The organism is Erythrobacter sp. (genome assembly GCF_023653175.1).
In the GTDB taxonomy this organism is placed as follows: Bacteria; Pseudomonadota; Alphaproteobacteria; order Sphingomonadales; family Sphingomonadaceae; genus Erythrobacter.
In genome coordinates, this window is the sequence record NZ_JAMNXL010000082.1 from 1 (window position 1) to 15,539 (window position 15,539).

Sequence of the window (15,539 nt, forward strand, 5' to 3'; positions counted from 1 at the left end):
TAACATGTGTAGGATAGGAAGGAGACTTTGAAGCTTCGACGCTAGTCGAGGTGGAGTCATCGGTGAAATACTTCCCTTGTTGCAGTTTTGATCTTACTTGTGCCGTTATCCGGTATGAGGACCGTGTCTGATGGGTAGTTTAACTGGGGCGGTTGCCTCCTAAAGAGTAGCGGAGGCGTTCAAAGGTTGGCTAGCTTCGGATGGAAATCGAAGTGATAGTGCAAACGCATAAGCCAGCTTGACTGTGAGAGCTACAACTCAAGCAGGGACGAAAGTCGGAGTTAGTGATCCGCTGTCCTCATCTTCATGATGAATGAATGTGGGATCGGCAGCGCAAACGGATAAAAGTTACGCCGGGGATAACAGGCTTATCACGCCCAATAGTTCACATAGACGGCGTGGTTTGGCACCTCGATGTCGGCTCATCACATCCTGGAGGGGGAGCACCTTCCAAGGGTTCGGCTGTTCGCCGATTAAAGTGGTACGTGAGCTGGGTTCAGAACGTCGCGAGACAGTTTGGTCCCTATCTGCCGTGGGCGTCGATACTTGAAAGGAGTTGCCCCTAGTACGAGAGGACCGGGGTGAACGTACCTCTGGTGTACCTGTCATTCTGCCAAGAGTGCCGCAGGGTAGCTATGTACGGACGGGATAACCGCTGAAAGCATCTAAGCGGGAAGCCTCCCTTGAGATTAGGTATCTTTGAACCGTGATAGACCATCACGTTGATAGGCCGGGTGTGGAAGTACAGTAATGTATGGAGCTAACCGGTCCTAATAGTTCATATCGCGCTTGAGAGTCTGCACTGTCAACGTCAGCCCTGTACCTGCAGAGCGCGTTGGTGGAGAAAGTCTCCAGCCAGATACGCCCTTTACCACTCACCCAAAGTGAGTGTGCATCGATTTAAAGCCCGCATCCACTGGCTCCATTGCTTGGTGGCCATAGCGTCTGTGACCCACCCGATCCCTTCTCGAACTCGGCCGTGAAACCAGACAGCGCCGATGGTACTAACGCTCAAGCGTTGGAAGAGTAGGTCGCCGCCAGGCATTGCAGCCAGTGGAAGCAGGTATAACCCATTCACAAAGTCAACAGGGCTGACCCGCAAGGGCGGCCCTTTTGGCGTCTATGGTGCTTCATGCGCCATGAGCGCTATCCCCCTCACCGGCGGTAGCCTTCGAGGGATAGGCCCCGGCTCCGTAGGAGCTGCAAGGCCGCCTGGCCGCCCGCAGCGACGCGACCGCAGGTTGCACGAGCGAGGAACGCCACGGAATCGGTATCGCGGGATGGAGCAGCCCGGTAGCTCGTCAGGCTCATAACCTGAAGGTCGTTGGTTCAAATCCAACTCCCGCAACCACCGTTTGAAACCCACCACAGATCAACGCACACTACGCCCGCAGCCCCGCTGCCGGGCGCAATCGGCGTTTGGATCACGCGACAGGAGGACCCGCCATGATCGATGGATCTGCCACCCCCTTCCTTACCGAACGTTTCGACGATGCGCTTGCCTATGCCAGCCGCCTCCACCGCGCGCAGCACCGCAAGGGAACGAGCGTGCCCTATGTCTCCCACCTCCTCGCCGTCGCCGCGATCGCGCTCGAGAACGGGGCGGACGAGGATCAGGCGATCGCTGCGCTGCTGCACGATGCGGTCGAGGATCAGGGCGGGCTGGCGAGGCTTGAAGAAATCCGCGAGCGATACGGCGATGGCGTCGCGCAGATCGTCGCCGATTGCACCGACAGCCACGATGAGCCCAAGCCCGCCTGGCACCCGCGCAAGGAGGCCTATATCGCCAGCCTTGCCCACAAGGCGCCGCGCAGCCTCGCGGTGAGTCTTGCCGACAAGGCCCACAACGCCGCTGCGATCAACGCGGATCTTCGCGCGGTGGGCGAGGCGGTGTGGAGCCGCTTCACCGGCGGCAAGGGCGGCACCTTGTGGTACTACCGCGCGCTGACCAACGCCTTCCGCGCTCACGCGCCCGGCATCGCGGCCGAGCGCTTTGCCCGTGAGGTGGACGAGATGGAGGAGCTCGCCGTGCGAGGGTGACGCAGAGTTCCGGTTGAGTTTCAACGCTGAATTCCGCAGCTTCGGCGCATGAAAAATGCGACCCGATCACCTCTCGCCCTGTGCGCATTTCTCGTCGGGACGAGCGCGGCACATGCCTGCTCGGATTTTCGACCCTTCGCAATCGAGGACGTCCGTCATGCCGATGTGGTGTTCACCGGCACTCTGGCACGATACGCGCGCGTCGATCGCAATCCACCCGCCGTGCCGGGACCCTACGGCCAACTCACCATCGATGTTGCGGAGGTGATCAAAGACAGCGTGCCGCGCCGCGTCGAACTGGCTTGGTTCAACTCGACCTTCGGTATCCCGGAACAGCGTCCAACTGATATCCCGCTGGTGATCGCTGCCATTCGAGTCGATGAAGATATGCCCGGCCCGGTCTGGAGGGTGCTGCAAAGCCCATGTGCGCCGCCGTTCCTAATGGACGACACGCCCAGGAGCCGCGCAGATGTTCGAAAGGCGCTGGACGGCGGACCTGTCCCGCCCGGAGACTATTTCGCGCTCCAGAACGCCGCGCTGAGGACTCAGGCCGAGCAAGCGCACGAGGCGCCTGTGTTCGGCACATTCTCGCTTGGGCTGCTGGCGGCAATCCTCGCGGTTCTTGCTCTGGCCGGATGGCGGCTGGCTCGGCGCAAGGGCTGACCCCTCCGCCTACCCCGCCCGCACCGTCCGCAGGAACCCGCGCACCTGATCGCCCAGATGGGCGGCCTGTGCCTCAAGCTCGTTCGCGCTCAGCAGCACCTGCGACGCGGCCGCGCCGGTCGACAGCGACAGCTGGCGAACGTCCTCGATATGGCCCGCCACCTTCTCGGTGCCGCGCGCGGCGAGGTCGATGCTCTGCGCCAGATCGCGGCCCGCCACGGACTGCTGGTCGACCGCCGTCGCAATCGAGACAGCGGTGGATTCGAGATCCTGCACCTGCCCGGCAATCGCACGTAGCGCCTTGACGCTCGCGCCGGTGGTGGACTGCATCGCGCGGATCTGTTCGGCGACCTTTTCGGTCGCGCGGCTGGTCTGCATCGCGAGTTCCTTGACCTCGCTGGCGACCACCGCAAAACCCCGGCCCGCCTCGCCGCCGCGCGCGGCTTCGATGCTGGCGTTGAGCGCCAGCAGATTGGTGCGCTGGGCGATGGTCTGGATCAGCTCGACGATCTGGCCCACTTCCTCGGCCGAAGCGGCCAGCGCCGAGATCGTCTCGTCAGCCTCCCCGGTGGCAACCGTTGCCAACCGCGCCAATTCGCTGGAAGATGCCGCCTGACGGCTGATTTCGCTGATCGACAGGGCGAATTCGTCGCTCGCCGCGGCGGCCGCGGTGGCGCCGGCATTGGCTTCCTCCATCGAGGCGGCGACTTCGCCGGTGCGGCGGCTCGCTTCCTCGGCGCTCGAGGCCATGCGTGTGGCGGTGGTGTGGAGCTGGCTCGAGGCCGCGGCCACGCCGCTCACCACGTCGCCGACGGTGCGTTCGAACTGGCGTGCGACTTCATCGAGCAGCGCGGCCTTGCGCGCTTCGGCCTCGAGCCGCTCGCGCTCGCGCTCCTGCTGCAATTGCAATTCCTGCTCGGCCTTTTCCGAGCGCTCGCGCGCCCAGGTCTCGAGCCGCTTGCTGGCGCGCTTGAACAGGTCGATCGCGCGCACCATCGCGCCGATCTCGTCCTCGCGATCGGCGCCGTGGATATCGAAATTGCGGTCGCCACTGGCAAGCCGCGTCATCCCGGAGGTGATTTCCATGATCTTGCGCGAGAAATCGCGGCTGAGATAGGCAAGCCCGAGCAGCAGCACCCCGCCGCCCAGCATCGCCAGCACGGCGATGATCAGGATCATGTTGAAGAAATAGGCGATCCCGGTGGCCTCATGTTCCTCGCCGCGCGCGGCAATGTCGGTGGCGAGCCAGCCGGTCGCGGCCATCACCGCGCTCGCTTGCCCTGCAACCTCGGTGACCAGAGCACCGGCATCCGCGCCGTCGCGGGACTTTTCGGCGGCGCTGTCATAGGCATCCTCGAAGCGCGCGATTTCCTCGCGCACGGCTTTTACGCGGGGGCTGAGTTCGGGGGCATCCTGCTCGATCGCCGCCTCGATCGCGGCGATTTGCGTCATCACGGCGCTGGTCGCGGCGCGCTGGGCATCGCGCGGGGCGGACGAAGGGTCGTAGAGCGCGCGCACCGAATGGTAGCGCAGGTCGCCTGCCGCCATCTGCAACTGCCCGGCGGCGACAAGGGTCTCCTGCACGCGAGCCGAGGCATTGTAGCGGTTCCACAGCTCGCCAAGCCCGAGGCCAAGCACCAGCACCAGCAGCACGCCGGCGCCGAGGAAGGTGCCGAACACGGCGTTGATCTTGCGCGCGAGGCTGAGGTTGCGGAACCATGCAAGGCGTTCGAGCAGCGAGACGCGGGTGGGTGCAGCGACGGGCGCGGCGGGGTTGCCCGCCTCGTCCTCGCCGAAGTCTTTCCGGAGTTCGCGCACGAAATCGGGAACCGCCAGTTCCTCGGCCCGCTCCTGCCATCTCATCATGTTCATGCCGCTCGTCCCCCGAAGGTCATCTTGCGGCATTGATGAACGAAAATACTTTATGAAGGGTTGACCCGGGAAATCCGCTTAGGGGGACAGCGCGGAGCCTCAGCCCGCGCGCACTCGCGACAGGAAGCCCTGGACCTGGGCGCGCAACGTGGCGGCCTGGCTTTCGAGGCTGGTCGCGCTCGAGAGCACCTGCGTGGCGGCAGCCCCGGTCGAGAGCGAGAGATCGCGCACGGTGTCGACATGGACCGCGACCTTCTCGGTGCCGCGCGCAGCAAGATCGATGGAGCGGGCCAGGTCATGGCCCGCGACCGATTGCTGGTCGACCGCGCTGGCGATCGAGACTGCGGTGGTCTCGAGGCTCTCGATCTGCGCGGCGATGTCGCGCAGCGCGCTGACGCTGGCGCCGGTGGTCGATTGCATGGCGCGGATCTGCTCGGCGACCTTCTCGGTCGCGCGGCTGGTCTGGTTAGCGAGTTCCTTGACCTCGCTGGCGACCACCGCAAAGCCCCGGCCCGCCTCGCCGCCGCGGGCGGCCTCGATGCTGGCATTGAGGGCGAGCAGGTTGGTGCGCTGGGCGATGGTCTGGATCAGCTCGACGATCTGGCCGACTTCCTGCGCGGACGCTGCCAGCGCGCCGATGGTGCTGTCGGCCTTGCGCGCCGAGACGCTGGCCTCGCGCGCGAGCTGCGCGGAAGAGGCGGCCTGGCGGCTGATCTCGCCGATCGACATGGCGAATTCGTCGCTGGCGGCGGCGGCGGCGGAGGCCCCGAGGTTGGCTTCCTGCATCGCCGCGGCGGCCTCGCCGGTGCGTTGCGAAGCGTCCTCGGCCGTGGTCGCCATCAATGCGGCGGTCGATTGCAGCTGGCTGGAGGCGGCGACCACTCCGGTGACGACTTCGCCGACGGTGCGTTCGAACTGGTCGGCGATGCCGGCCATCATGCGATCGCGTTCGCGCCGCGCTTCCTCGGCGATGACCTGCTGGCGGGCGTGTTCGTCAAGCTCGGCCTTGGCCCGTTCGGCGCGTTCGCGGCTGAGCTTTTCGAGGCGCAGGCCGGCGCGGTGGAAGATCTCGGTGGCGCGAGCCATCTCGCCGATCTCGTCTTCGCGATCCTTGCCGCTGATCGCGACATCGCGGGTGCCAGCGGCGATCGCGGTCATCTGGTGGGCCATCGCCTTCAATGTCGCGCCCACGGTGCGGTTGAAATAGCGCTGCGCAAACAGGGTGATGAGCGTGAGGATCGTCGCGAGGCCGATCCACATCACCATCAGGCGCGAGATCAGCGCGGCGCCCTCATCGGCCATCGCGGCCGCTTCCTCGCCCAGCGCGGCGGTCAGCGCCTGCGCGGCATCGAGCACCGCGTCACCGGTGGCGCCGATTTCGGCGGCCTGGCGCTGGCGCATCGCGATGTCGGCGGTGCCGGGGGTGTAGGCGGTGACCTGGCGGCCGAGATCCTCGATCCCTTCGCGGATCAGCGCGAGCCGGTCCTGCTCGGCCATGGCGCTGTCGCGGCCGCGATCGGAGAGGGCGGCGGCGCTGGCGGCGGCGCGGTCGAGCGCCTCGCGTGCAGCCTGCGCGCGCGCGGTGTCTCCATCGGCGACCAGCAATTCGGCGTGGCGCTGGCCCTCGCTCAGCTGCACCAGCAGGCGTTCGGCCTTGAGCGTGGCATCGTGGGTGGTGCGGATATGCTCGGCGCGCTGGCCGAGCTCGACATAGCCCGCCACCACGAACAGCCCCGCAAGCAGCGCAAAGCCGAGGTTGGCGGTGAAGAACAGCGTGATCTTGCTTCCGATGGACAGCTGCGCGAACCAGCGCTGCCAGCGGCCGAGCCGGGAGGCGGGGGCATCGGGCCCCCCAGCGGGCTGTTGACCGGCGCTCTCGGCGTCGAGATTGAGAGCAATGTCCTTAAGCGCGCTCATGCTGCCTTCCCGTCCTTGGCTTTGGCGTCGGTGTCGTTCTGCCGGGCGATCAGCCGGTCGATCTCGGTGGCGGGCACGGCGCGGTGGTAGAGCCAGCCCTGGATCTGGTCGGCCCCGGCAAGGCGCACCAGTTCGGCCTGTTCCTCGGTTTCCACGCCCTCGGCCGTCACCCCCATGTCGAGCGCGCGGGCCAGCGCGATCGACGAAATCATCATCGCCCGGCTGCCGTCATCGACGCCCGCCAGCTCAACCAGCGAGCGGTCGAGCTTGAGCTTCTCGAAGCGGAACCGCCGGAGGAAGCCGATCGAGGCATAGCCGGTACCGAAATCGTCGAGCACGATGCGCACCCCGAAGCTCCGGATCACGTCCAGCGTGCGTTCGGCCACCACCGGATCGAGCACGAGGCAGGTCTCGGTGACTTCGAGTTCGAGCCGGTGCGGGGGGAAGCCGGTTTCCTCCAGCACTTCGCCGAGCTTGATCGGGAATTCGGCGTTGCGCAGCTGCGCGGCGGAGATGTTGACCGACAGGGTGATGTCGCCCCAGCGGCCTGCGTCGCACACCGCCTGGCGCAGCACCCACACCCCGAGCGGGTTGATCAGCCCCGAATCCTCGGCGACGGGAATGAAGATGTTGGGGGTCAGCGGATCGCGGTCCGGCCCGCGATTCCAGCGCAGCAGCGCCTCGACCGCGACGATGCGTTTGTCCTGGGCATCGACCAGCGGCTGGTAGGCGAGGTGGAATTCGCCCGCGGCGATCCCGGTGCGGATCTCGTCCTCGATCTCGCGCACCCGCTCGCGGCGGCGATCGAAGCTCTCGTTGAACCAGGTGCAGCGCATCTTGCCGCCGCGCTTGGACATGTCCATCGCCACGTCCGCGCGGCGCAGCATCTCCGAGGAGGGGATGCGGCTGTCGGCGGTCGATCGCGCCAGGCCGATGCTCGCGCCCACCGCTATATGGCGCGGGCCGAGCGTCAGCGGCGTGCCGAGCTTGTCGAGCAGCGCTCGGCAGATCCCTTCGAGGATCGTGCCTGCGACCTTGCCCCCCATCACGGCCGCGAACTCGTCGCCGCCGAGCCGGTAGCAACGCGCTTCCTTGCCGCACACCTCGCGCAGCACCTCGCCGCACAGCGCGATCAGCTGGTCGCCCACGCCATGGCCATAGTGGTCGTTGACCTGCTTGAAGCTGTCGAGATCGATCATCGCCAGCGCCACCTCGTCCTCGCCGCGCGCGAGGAACTGGATGTCCTCGTGCAGGGCATGGCGGTTGGGCAGCCCTGTCAGGGGATCGATATGGGCGCGATGCTCGAGCCCGCGAATCGTCGCGATCCCGCTGCGCCCGAGGAAAAACAGCGTGGCAGCGTAGATCAGGATCGCGGTGATCAGCAGCGGCGCCTGCGAGACCACTGCCCAGCGCCCGCTCAGCCCTATGGCAAAGCCCAGGCCGCCCGTCAGGACGCTTGCCACGAGGATCGGGATGAGCACCAGCCCGACCGGGGTGAGGTGCAGGGGGTGCTTGGGGGTGAACAAGAACAGGGCTTCCCGATAAGCGCGCCGATCATAGCGCGGGTTCCGGATCGTCCTAAACAGAGGCGGCTAAGGAAGGGTAAAGCGGCGGCCCCGCAGCACGTCAAACTGCGGGACGGTCAGGCGATTTTCCGCACGGCGGCAGGGGCGGGGGATCCGGCGGGCTCGAAAAAGCTCGCGCGGCGCTGGGTCGGCACGAAGCGGTCGGTCTGGCCGACCACGGTCTCGCCCGCGCCGAGCATCAGGAAGCCGTCGGGCAGGACCGCGCGCGACAGGCGCTCGAAGGCGTCGTGGCGCACCTGACGGTCGAAATAGAGCAGCACGTTGCGACACAGGACCAGATCGAAGGCCAGGCGGCCGGGGTGCGGGGCGGTGAGCAGGTTGCCTTGCGCAAAGCGCACCATCGCGCGTACGTCCCCGCGCACCTGCCAGCCGCGCGGGGTCTCGTCGAAATGACGCAGCATCTGCGTGACGCCGAGGCCGCGCTGCACCTCGAACTGGCTATAGAGGCCGCTGCGCGCGGTGTTGATGGCGCGGTGCGAGACATCGGTGCCGATGATGTCGACCGTCCAGCCGTGCCAGCGTTCGGCCTGTTCGCAGAACAGCATCGCCAGCGAGTAGACCTCCTGCCCCGTCGAGCAGCCCGCCGACCAGATCGACAGCCGGCGCACATCGCGGCGGCGCGCGGCCAGCTCGGGCAGGATTTCGCCCGGCAGCTGGTCGAAGGTCGGCTTGTCGCGGAAGAAATAGGTCTCGTTGTTGAGCAGCGCCTCGACCACTTCCTGCGCGAGGTCGGTGCCCTCGGGCCCGCCCGGAGGCGCGGCGAGCAGGCAGACGAGCTGGTCGACATTCGAAATGCCGTGCTGGCGGAAGATGCCCGCCAGCGCCGAATTGACGCGCCAGCGGCGGCTTTCGGTCAGGTGCTGACCGGTGCGCGCTTCGAGCAGATCGGCGATGATCTGGTGGGAGGCTTCGCTCGCTTCCATTGCCGGCCTATTTGAGCGCTGCTGCGGGTGCGGGGGCGAGCGCGCTGACCTGCGCCATCACCGCCTCGCCGATCCGCTCGGGCGCGGCGATGAGGCTGGCAAGGCCGGCGCGCGACACGGCGCCGGGCATGCCCCACACCGCGCTGCTATCGGCGTCCTGCGCGTAGATCGTGCCGCCAGCATCGACGAGGACCTTGGCCCCGAGCACCCCGTCGCGGCCCATGCCCGACAGGATCACGCCCAGCGCGCGGCCCTCGCAGGCCACGGCAAGGCTCGCCAGCATCGGGTCAACTGAGGGCAGGCAGCCGCTCGGCTGGGGCTCGGTGCTGATCCGGGTCATCAGTCCGCCCGAACTCTTGCGCCTGATCACGACATGACCGTGGCCGGGCGCGATGACGATCCGGCCCGGGGTGAGCATCAGGCCCTCGGCGGCGATCTCGGCGGGGCGCCCGCAGGCGGCCTCGATCTGGCGCGCGAAGACCGGCATGAAATTGGCGGGCAGGTGCTGGGTGATGACGAGCGGCACGTCGAAATCGGGCGCCAGCTGCCGCAGCATCAGGCCCAGCGCATGAATGCCGCCGGTCGAGGCGCCGATCGCGATCACCTCGGGGCGGCGGATGCGCCGGACCGGGGCGGGGCGCACGAAGGAGGGCGCGGCCACGGGGGCCTCGGGCGCGACTGGCGTCTCGCTTGCCACTAGCGCGGCCACGGCGCGCGATCCCAGCGCGCGGATCTTGCCGAGCAGCGCGGCGCGGTATTCCTCGGTGAACCCGCCCGGGCGCGGCTTCAGCAGCGTGTCGGCGGCCCCCATCTGGAGCGCCGAGAGGGTGTGCTCGGCGCCGTCGACAGTCAGCGAGGAGACGACCAGCACTTGAGGGCGGCCGGGGGTGGCGAGAATCGCGGGCAGCGCGCCCAGACCGCCGATCCCGGGCATCTCGAGATCGAGCAGCACCACATCGGCAGGGGTTTCGGCGAGCTGGGCGATGGCGCGCTCGGCGCTGGAGGCGGTGCCCGCGATCACCAGCGCAGGGTCGCTGTCGACCATGCGCTTGAAGATCGTGCGCACCGTCAGCGAATCATCGACGATCATCACGCGGATCGCGCCATCGGCATTCGGCACGGCTCCGTGATCGGCACGGGATTTCATTGGGGCGCGGCCCGCGCTTGTCGCGTCAGGCTCGTGCGGCGGCAGGGAGGCGGGACGGTTCACGCAAACCCGACAAGCTGCAACTTGATCTGCAGCGTCTCGTGGTCGAAGGGCTTCATCACATATTCGTCGGCCCCGGCCTGGATCGCCTGACGGATATGCGCGACGTCGTTCTCGGTGGTGCAGAACACCACCTTGGGCTTGTCGCCGCCCGGGCGCTGGCGCAGCGCGACGAGGAATTCGATCCCCGTCATCACCGGCATGTTCCAGTCGAGCAGCACCACATCAGGCAAGGCCGCATCGCAGGCGTCGAGCGCTATCCTGCCATTCTCGGCTTCTTCGACGGCGAACCCGAGAGTCTCGAGGATATGCCTCGAAACCTTTCGGATGACGCGGGAATCATCGACGATGAGACAAGTTTTCATGGGCGTTCCTGCGGTTGGTGCCGCGAAACTAGCGGGGATTTGGTAAGGATTGGATTAAGACCGCAGGCGTTCTGTCCCGATTGTCAGCCGCCTCAAGCCCGCGCGGCGCCCGAGCATCGCTTTTGCCGTTCGCGCCGGCGAACCGGCGGACGGCGCATCACGCTGCGGCCTCGATTTCGGTCCGATGCGCTTCGGGCCCGGCCAGCAGGGCGGGCAGATCGATCAGCAGCGCGGGGCCGGCCATGGTCTCGATCATGCCGAGCGCGACCCGCGACCATTCGGCGCCGAAGCCGCCGGGCACCTGCCCCGCCTCGCCCGCGGCGGTGGTGATGTCCTCGATCCCGTCGACCAGCAGCGCGTAGGAATGGCCGCCCTCGGTGATCACCGCGGCGCGGTGATCAGTGGGCCACTCGCCGCCGGCGCTGTTGGCGGACAGGCCGATGGCACGGCGGCAGTCGATGACGGTCAGCGCCTGGCTGCGCAGCGCGGTGATGCCCGCGATCCAGGCGGGGCTGCGCGGGATCGGGGTGATGGCGCCGGTCTCGATCACCGAACGCACGTCCAGCGCCGACAGCGCGCAGCGGCGACCGGCGATCTGGAGGATGATCAGCAGCTTTTCGGTCATGCGGCCTCTCCGGCAGGGACGCGCGCGGCGGCCGCAAGCGCGGCGAGCAGCCCCTCGCGGTCATAGCGGTAGATGGTCTGCGCGCCCGCGGGCGCATCGGGCTGGTCGCGCAGGCGGATGACACGCGCAGGCAGCGGACGGCCGAGCGTCTCGGCAACCTCGTAGACGTCCTCGAACAGGATCCCGATCGTAGCCGCGCCGGCCTCGTCGGGCGGGGCAATGTCGTAGCCTGCGGCGATAACCAGCGGAGCAAGGATCGCGCGCGCCCATTCGCCATCGGGCAGCGTGCAGCGCGGGCGCTCGGCGACCTGTGGGGGCTCGCCGTGGCGGGCGAACAGCGCGTGCGCGTCGATCAGGGTGACAGGCACGCCGCCGATGAGGGTCATCGCCTCGGCCAGCGGGTCTTCGGGGACGGGGGTGAGGGTGTCGGTGAGTTCGACCGCATCCTCGACCTCGCGCACCGCGTAAAGCAGTTCGCACGCACCGTCCGACAGGCGCAGCAGGCGCACGCGGGGTTGGGTGAGGGGGGCCTCGGGCAGACCGACGAGGGGCAGGATCAGCCCGTCGATCACCACCCGCGGGCGCGCCGCGGACCGGTCGATCGCGGCGACCGGCGCGGTCTCGATGCGCTGCACCAGCTCGAGCCGCACCGCCGAGCGCCGTCTGGCAAAATCGGTGAACAGCATCGCGCGGCTCGCGCTTTCGGCAGCGGCGCCTGCGTCCTCGGCGAGCGGGCCGAGCACCCGGGCGCGGGTGTCGGAGACGAGATCGTGCTGCGCGGCGATGTTGGCGACGTCGAGCAGCAGCACGGGCGTGCCGTCGTCGAGCAGGGTCGAGCCGGCGTAGAGCCCCGAGCGCATCACCGCCGGCGCGAGCGGCTTGACGACGAGATCGCCGTGATTGTGGATGCCCTCGACCGCCAGCGCGAAGAGATCGCCGCTGGCGAGGCGCAGCATCACCAGCGTCGGTTCCTTCGCCGCCGCGTCGTCCGCAAGCCCCAGTACCTCGTCCAGCATCAGGCAGGGCACGCGGATGCCGCGGAAGGTGACCAGCGCGGTCTCGCCAATCCGGGTGAGATCGAGCGCGCGGGCCGAACCCTGGACGATCTCCTCCACATAGCTCTGCGGGATCGCGAAGCGGTGCCCGGCGACCTCCACGGTCAGCCCGGCGATGATGCTGAGCGTCAGCGGGATCTGGAGCGTGAAGGTGGTGCCCTCGCCGGGGATGCTGGCGACCTTGATGCTGCCGCCGACCTTCTCGAGGTTCTGGCGCACCACATCGAGCCCGACGCCGCGCCCGGAGACGTTGCTGACGGTCTCGGCGGTGGAGAGGCCGGGCTCGAAGATGAGATTGAGGATCTTGTCACGCGGCATGGCGGCGCGCTCGGCGGCGGTGACGAGGCCGGTGGCGACCGCCTTGGCTGCGATCCGTTCCTCGTCTAGCCCGCTCCCGTCGTCGGCAAGCACGATCGAGATGGTGTTGCCCGACTGCCGCGCGGCGATAGCGAGCAGGCCGATCTCGCGCTTGCCCTGGCCGAGGCGTGCCGACGGGCTCTCGATCCCATGGTCGATGGCGTTGCGGATGATGTGGGTGAGCGGATCGCGGATCGTCTCGATCATCTCGCGGTCGAGCTCCACGTCGCCCCCGTCAAGATCGACCATCACCTGCTTGCCGAGTTCGGCGGAGAGGTCGCGCACAAGGCGGGGCAGCGCGCCGAACAGCGTCTCGATGCGCTGCATCCGCATCCGCGTGATCGCGTCGCGCACGTCGGAGAGGATGGTGGTGAGGCGCTCAAAGGGGCCGTCAATGGTCGGCTGGTTGCCTGCCTGCCGCAGCCGGTGGGCAAGATCGTTGCGCGCCAGCACCATGTCGGAGACGCCGCTCATCACGCGGTCGAGCAGTTCCACGGGCAGGCGGATGGTGCGCTGGGCATCGGCGCGGCGCTGGGGCTGGGCGGCGGCGTCCTCGTTCGCGCCGAGCTGGGCGGCGGCGGGGGCATGGAGCGGCGCCTCGGGGCCGGCGCGGGGGTCTTCGGCGGCCAGCGCCTCGCCGCCCTCCAGCGCGGCGATCAGCGCCTCGTCTCCGCCTTCGGGGAATTGTTCGCCCGCCTCGATTGCATCGACCATCGCCGCGATCCGGTCGATGATCGCGAGAACCCCGGTGACCAGCGCCTGATCGGCCTCGCGGCGCCCGGCGCGGCAATCGGCGAGCGCGTCCTCGGCGGCATGGCTCAGGCTGGCGAGGCGGGGGAAGTCGAAGAAGCCGCAATTGCCCTTCACGGTGTGGACGAAGCGGAAGATCGCATCGAGGCGCGCGCGATCGGCCGGATCAGCTTCCCAGGCGACGAGTTCGCCGCCGGTGGCCTCCAGCATCTCGCGGGTCTCGGCGATGAATTCCGCCAGCAGGTCGTCCATGGGCCCTCGTCTCGCGTCTTGCGTGAGAGGGGCTATGCGGCAGAGTTGGTTAACAAGCGCCTAGCGCGCGTGAGCCCGGGTCGCGCGGGCGCGGGCGTGGCGCGCGAAGAGATAGCGCACCAGCACCAGGGCCGAAGCTGCGCCGAACAGGTTGGCGGCAAGTTCCGCGGTGTAGATCGCCGCCGATCCCAAGTCCGGCTGCAGCACGAGCGCGACCGGCAGCATCACCAGAAACACCCGCGCCACCGACTGTCCGAGCGCGAAGCTCGCCCGGTCGACCGCGTTCATGATCCCGTTGCCGACGATCAGCAGGCCGAAGCCCGCATAGCCCCAGGCGGCGATCTTGAGGTAGAGATCGAATTCGGCGACCACGGCGGGATCATCGGTGAACACCCGCCCGAAGGTCGCGCCCGCCGCCATCATCGCGCCCGCCACGATCAGGCCCCAGACGATGCAGAAGCCGAAGGCATAGCGCACCGCCTCGGCGGCGCGGTCGTCGCGGCCTGCGCCCCAGTTCTGCCCGACGATCGCCCCGATCGCGCCCGACAGGCCGAGCAGCGGCACCAGCACCAGACTCTGCAAGCGCCCCGCCGCGCCGAAGCCCGCGACCGCCGCCTCGCCTTCGAGCGCGACCAGCGCGGTCAGCACGGCAAGGCCCAGCGGGTTGATCGCGTTGGAGAAGGCCGCAGGCAGCCCGACGCGGATGATCGCGCGTGCGGGATCGAGGAGGTTGCAATTCCGCAAGCTGCCGAGATTCAAGGGCAGCGGCGTGCCGCGCAGCAGCCACAACGCGGTCGCCACGCCGATCGCCCAGCCGATCCCGGTCGCATAGGCCGATCCCGCGATGCCGAAGCCCTCGAAGCCGAAAGCTCCGGTAATCAGGATCGGGTTCAGCACCCAGTTGGCCGCGGCATAGGTGATCGAGACCGTGCTGGTGCGCCGCGCCTCGCCCTGTCCGCGCAGCACGCCGTTAAAGCCCATGATCGCAAGGCTCAGCGGGAAGGCCATCGCATAGGGGCCCATATAGGCGCGGATCAGCGGCATGAGGTGCCGGGGCGCATTCATCGCGGCAAAGATCGGATCGATCAGCAGCCACAGCATCGCGGCCATCATCACCCCGCACAGGCAGGCGAACACGATCCCGAAATTCGCCCGGCGCACGGCGTTCTCGAAATTCCCTTCGCCCAAGGCGCGGGCGACGACCGAATTGATGCCGACCATCACGCCCACGCCCAGCGAGGTGCAGGCGACCGAGACGGGGAAGATGAAGCTGATCGCGGCGAGCGGCGCACTGCCAAGCTGGCCGACGAAATAGGCGTCGATGATCCCGACCGACATGATCGCGGCGACCCCGATCACCGCGGGCAGCGTCTGCGACACGAGGTGGCCGGGAATGCTGCCGGTGACCAGACGGGCGGTTGAAGGGGAGGGTGACGTCATGCTCGCAACCGGCCTAGCGAGGCCCGCAGCGCCTTGCAAAACATTCCCTCGGCGTGCGATAGCTTGGCCAAAGCAAGTACGGAGAGGAACCGCGCCATGGCAACCCAGCTCAAGCCCAATATCGAATGCAGCAAGGAAGAATGGCAGGCACGGCTTGATCTTGCCGCGTGCTACCGCATCTTCGATCACCTCGGCTGGTCGGAATCGATCTACAACCACATCTCGCTGAAGGTGCCGGGCGAGAGCGACACCTTCCTGATCAACCCCTTCGGGCTGCTCTACAGCGAAGTGACCGCCAGCAACCTCGTCAAGATCGATGTCGAGGGCAATAACGTGGGCGGCTCGCCCTATATGGTGAACAAGGCGGGCTTCACCCAGCACGCCTATTTCCACAAGCATCTGGGCGGCCGCGCGGATGCGATCTGCCACGTCCACACCACCGCGACGATGGCCGTGGCGAGCCACAAGGACGGGCTGCTGCCGACCA

The 15,539-nt window shown here is 67.7% G+C and carries 12 protein-coding genes, 1 tRNA gene and 2 rRNA genes; 6 read left to right on the forward strand and 9 right to left on the reverse strand.

What is annotated here, in order from left to right:
• The 5 genes from NBV68_RS10455 to NBV68_RS10475 form a co-directional block, all read left to right on the forward strand.
• Nucleotides 1-793 (forward strand): 23S ribosomal RNA (locus NBV68_RS10455); the annotation flags it as partial.
• Nucleotides 794-928: 135 nt separating this feature from the next.
• Nucleotides 929-1,043 (forward strand): 5S ribosomal RNA (gene rrf / locus NBV68_RS10460).
• Nucleotides 1,044-1,274: 231 nt separating this feature from the next.
• A tRNA-Met gene (locus NBV68_RS10465) sits at nt 1,275-1,351 on the forward strand.
• A 95-nt stretch (nt 1,352-1,446) separates the two neighbouring features.
• Nucleotides 1,447-2,040 (forward strand): HD domain-containing protein, encoded by a 594-nt coding sequence (locus NBV68_RS10470; RefSeq protein ID WP_296309599.1) that lies wholly within the window; start codon nt 1,447-1,449, stop codon nt 2,038-2,040.
• Between the two features lie 48 nt (nt 2,041-2,088).
• Nucleotides 2,089-2,703 carry a hypothetical protein gene (locus NBV68_RS10475; protein WP_296309601.1) on the forward strand — a complete coding sequence of 205 codons (615 nt, stop codon included), beginning with the start codon at nt 2,089-2,091 and terminating at the stop codon, nt 2,701-2,703.
• 9 nt (nt 2,704-2,712) lie between these two features.
• On the opposite strand, the gene NBV68_RS10480 is transcribed toward NBV68_RS10475, so the two are convergent.
• From NBV68_RS10480 to NBV68_RS10520, 9 genes are all read right to left on the reverse strand, one after another.
• Nucleotides 2,713-4,575, reverse strand: a complete 1,863-nt coding sequence (locus tag NBV68_RS10480) for a methyl-accepting chemotaxis protein (protein WP_296309604.1) — start codon at nt 4,573-4,575, stop codon at nt 2,713-2,715.
• A gap of 99 nt (nt 4,576-4,674) precedes the next feature.
• Entirely contained in the window at nt 4,675-6,492 is a 1,818-nt protein-coding gene (locus tag NBV68_RS10485; RefSeq protein WP_296309607.1) for a methyl-accepting chemotaxis protein, read from the reverse strand.
• Entirely contained in the window at nt 6,489-8,018 is a 1,530-nt protein-coding gene (locus tag NBV68_RS10490) for a bifunctional diguanylate cyclase/phosphodiesterase (RefSeq protein ID WP_296309609.1), read from the reverse strand. The genes NBV68_RS10485 and NBV68_RS10490 overlap by 4 nt, the downstream gene beginning before the upstream one ends.
• 116 nt (nt 8,019-8,134) lie before the next feature.
• The gene (locus tag NBV68_RS10495; RefSeq protein ID WP_296309612.1) at nt 8,135-9,001 is read right to left on the reverse strand and encodes a protein-glutamate O-methyltransferase CheR; all 867 of its coding nucleotides are present in this window, start codon (nt 8,999-9,001) and stop codon (nt 8,135-8,137) included.
• Between the two features lie 7 nt (nt 9,002-9,008).
• A complete protein-coding gene (gene cheB, locus NBV68_RS10500; RefSeq protein ID WP_296309614.1) occupies nt 9,009-10,148 on the reverse strand; it encodes a chemotaxis-specific protein-glutamate methyltransferase CheB in 1,140 nt (379 codons plus the stop codon).
• Nucleotides 10,149-10,207: 59 nt separating this feature from the next.
• Nucleotides 10,208-10,573 (reverse strand): response regulator, encoded by a 366-nt coding sequence (locus NBV68_RS10505; protein ID WP_296309616.1) that lies wholly within the window; start codon nt 10,571-10,573, stop codon nt 10,208-10,210.
• A 157-nt stretch (nt 10,574-10,730) separates the two neighbouring features.
• Complete coding sequence (locus NBV68_RS10510; RefSeq protein WP_296309619.1) at nt 10,731-11,198, reverse strand: chemotaxis protein CheW; 468 nt, start codon at nt 11,196-11,198, stop codon at nt 10,731-10,733.
• On the reverse strand, nt 11,195-13,612 hold the full coding sequence (locus tag NBV68_RS10515) for a chemotaxis protein CheA (protein WP_296309622.1): 2,418 nt from the start codon (nt 13,610-13,612) through the stop codon (nt 11,195-11,197). Before NBV68_RS10515 ends, NBV68_RS10510 begins: the two co-directional genes overlap by 4 nt.
• A gap of 60 nt (nt 13,613-13,672) precedes the next feature.
• Nucleotides 13,673-15,052: an MATE family efflux transporter gene (locus NBV68_RS10520; RefSeq protein WP_296309623.1), complete on the reverse strand. Its 1,380-nt coding sequence runs from the start codon at nt 15,050-15,052 to the stop codon at nt 13,673-13,675.
• Nucleotides 15,053-15,148: 96 nt separating this feature from the next.
• Between NBV68_RS10520 and NBV68_RS10525 the strand changes: the two genes are divergently transcribed.
• Nucleotides 15,149-15,539, forward strand: a 391-nt coding sequence (locus tag NBV68_RS10525; protein ID WP_296309627.1) for a class II aldolase/adducin family protein, incomplete at its 3' end; no start/stop codon positions are given.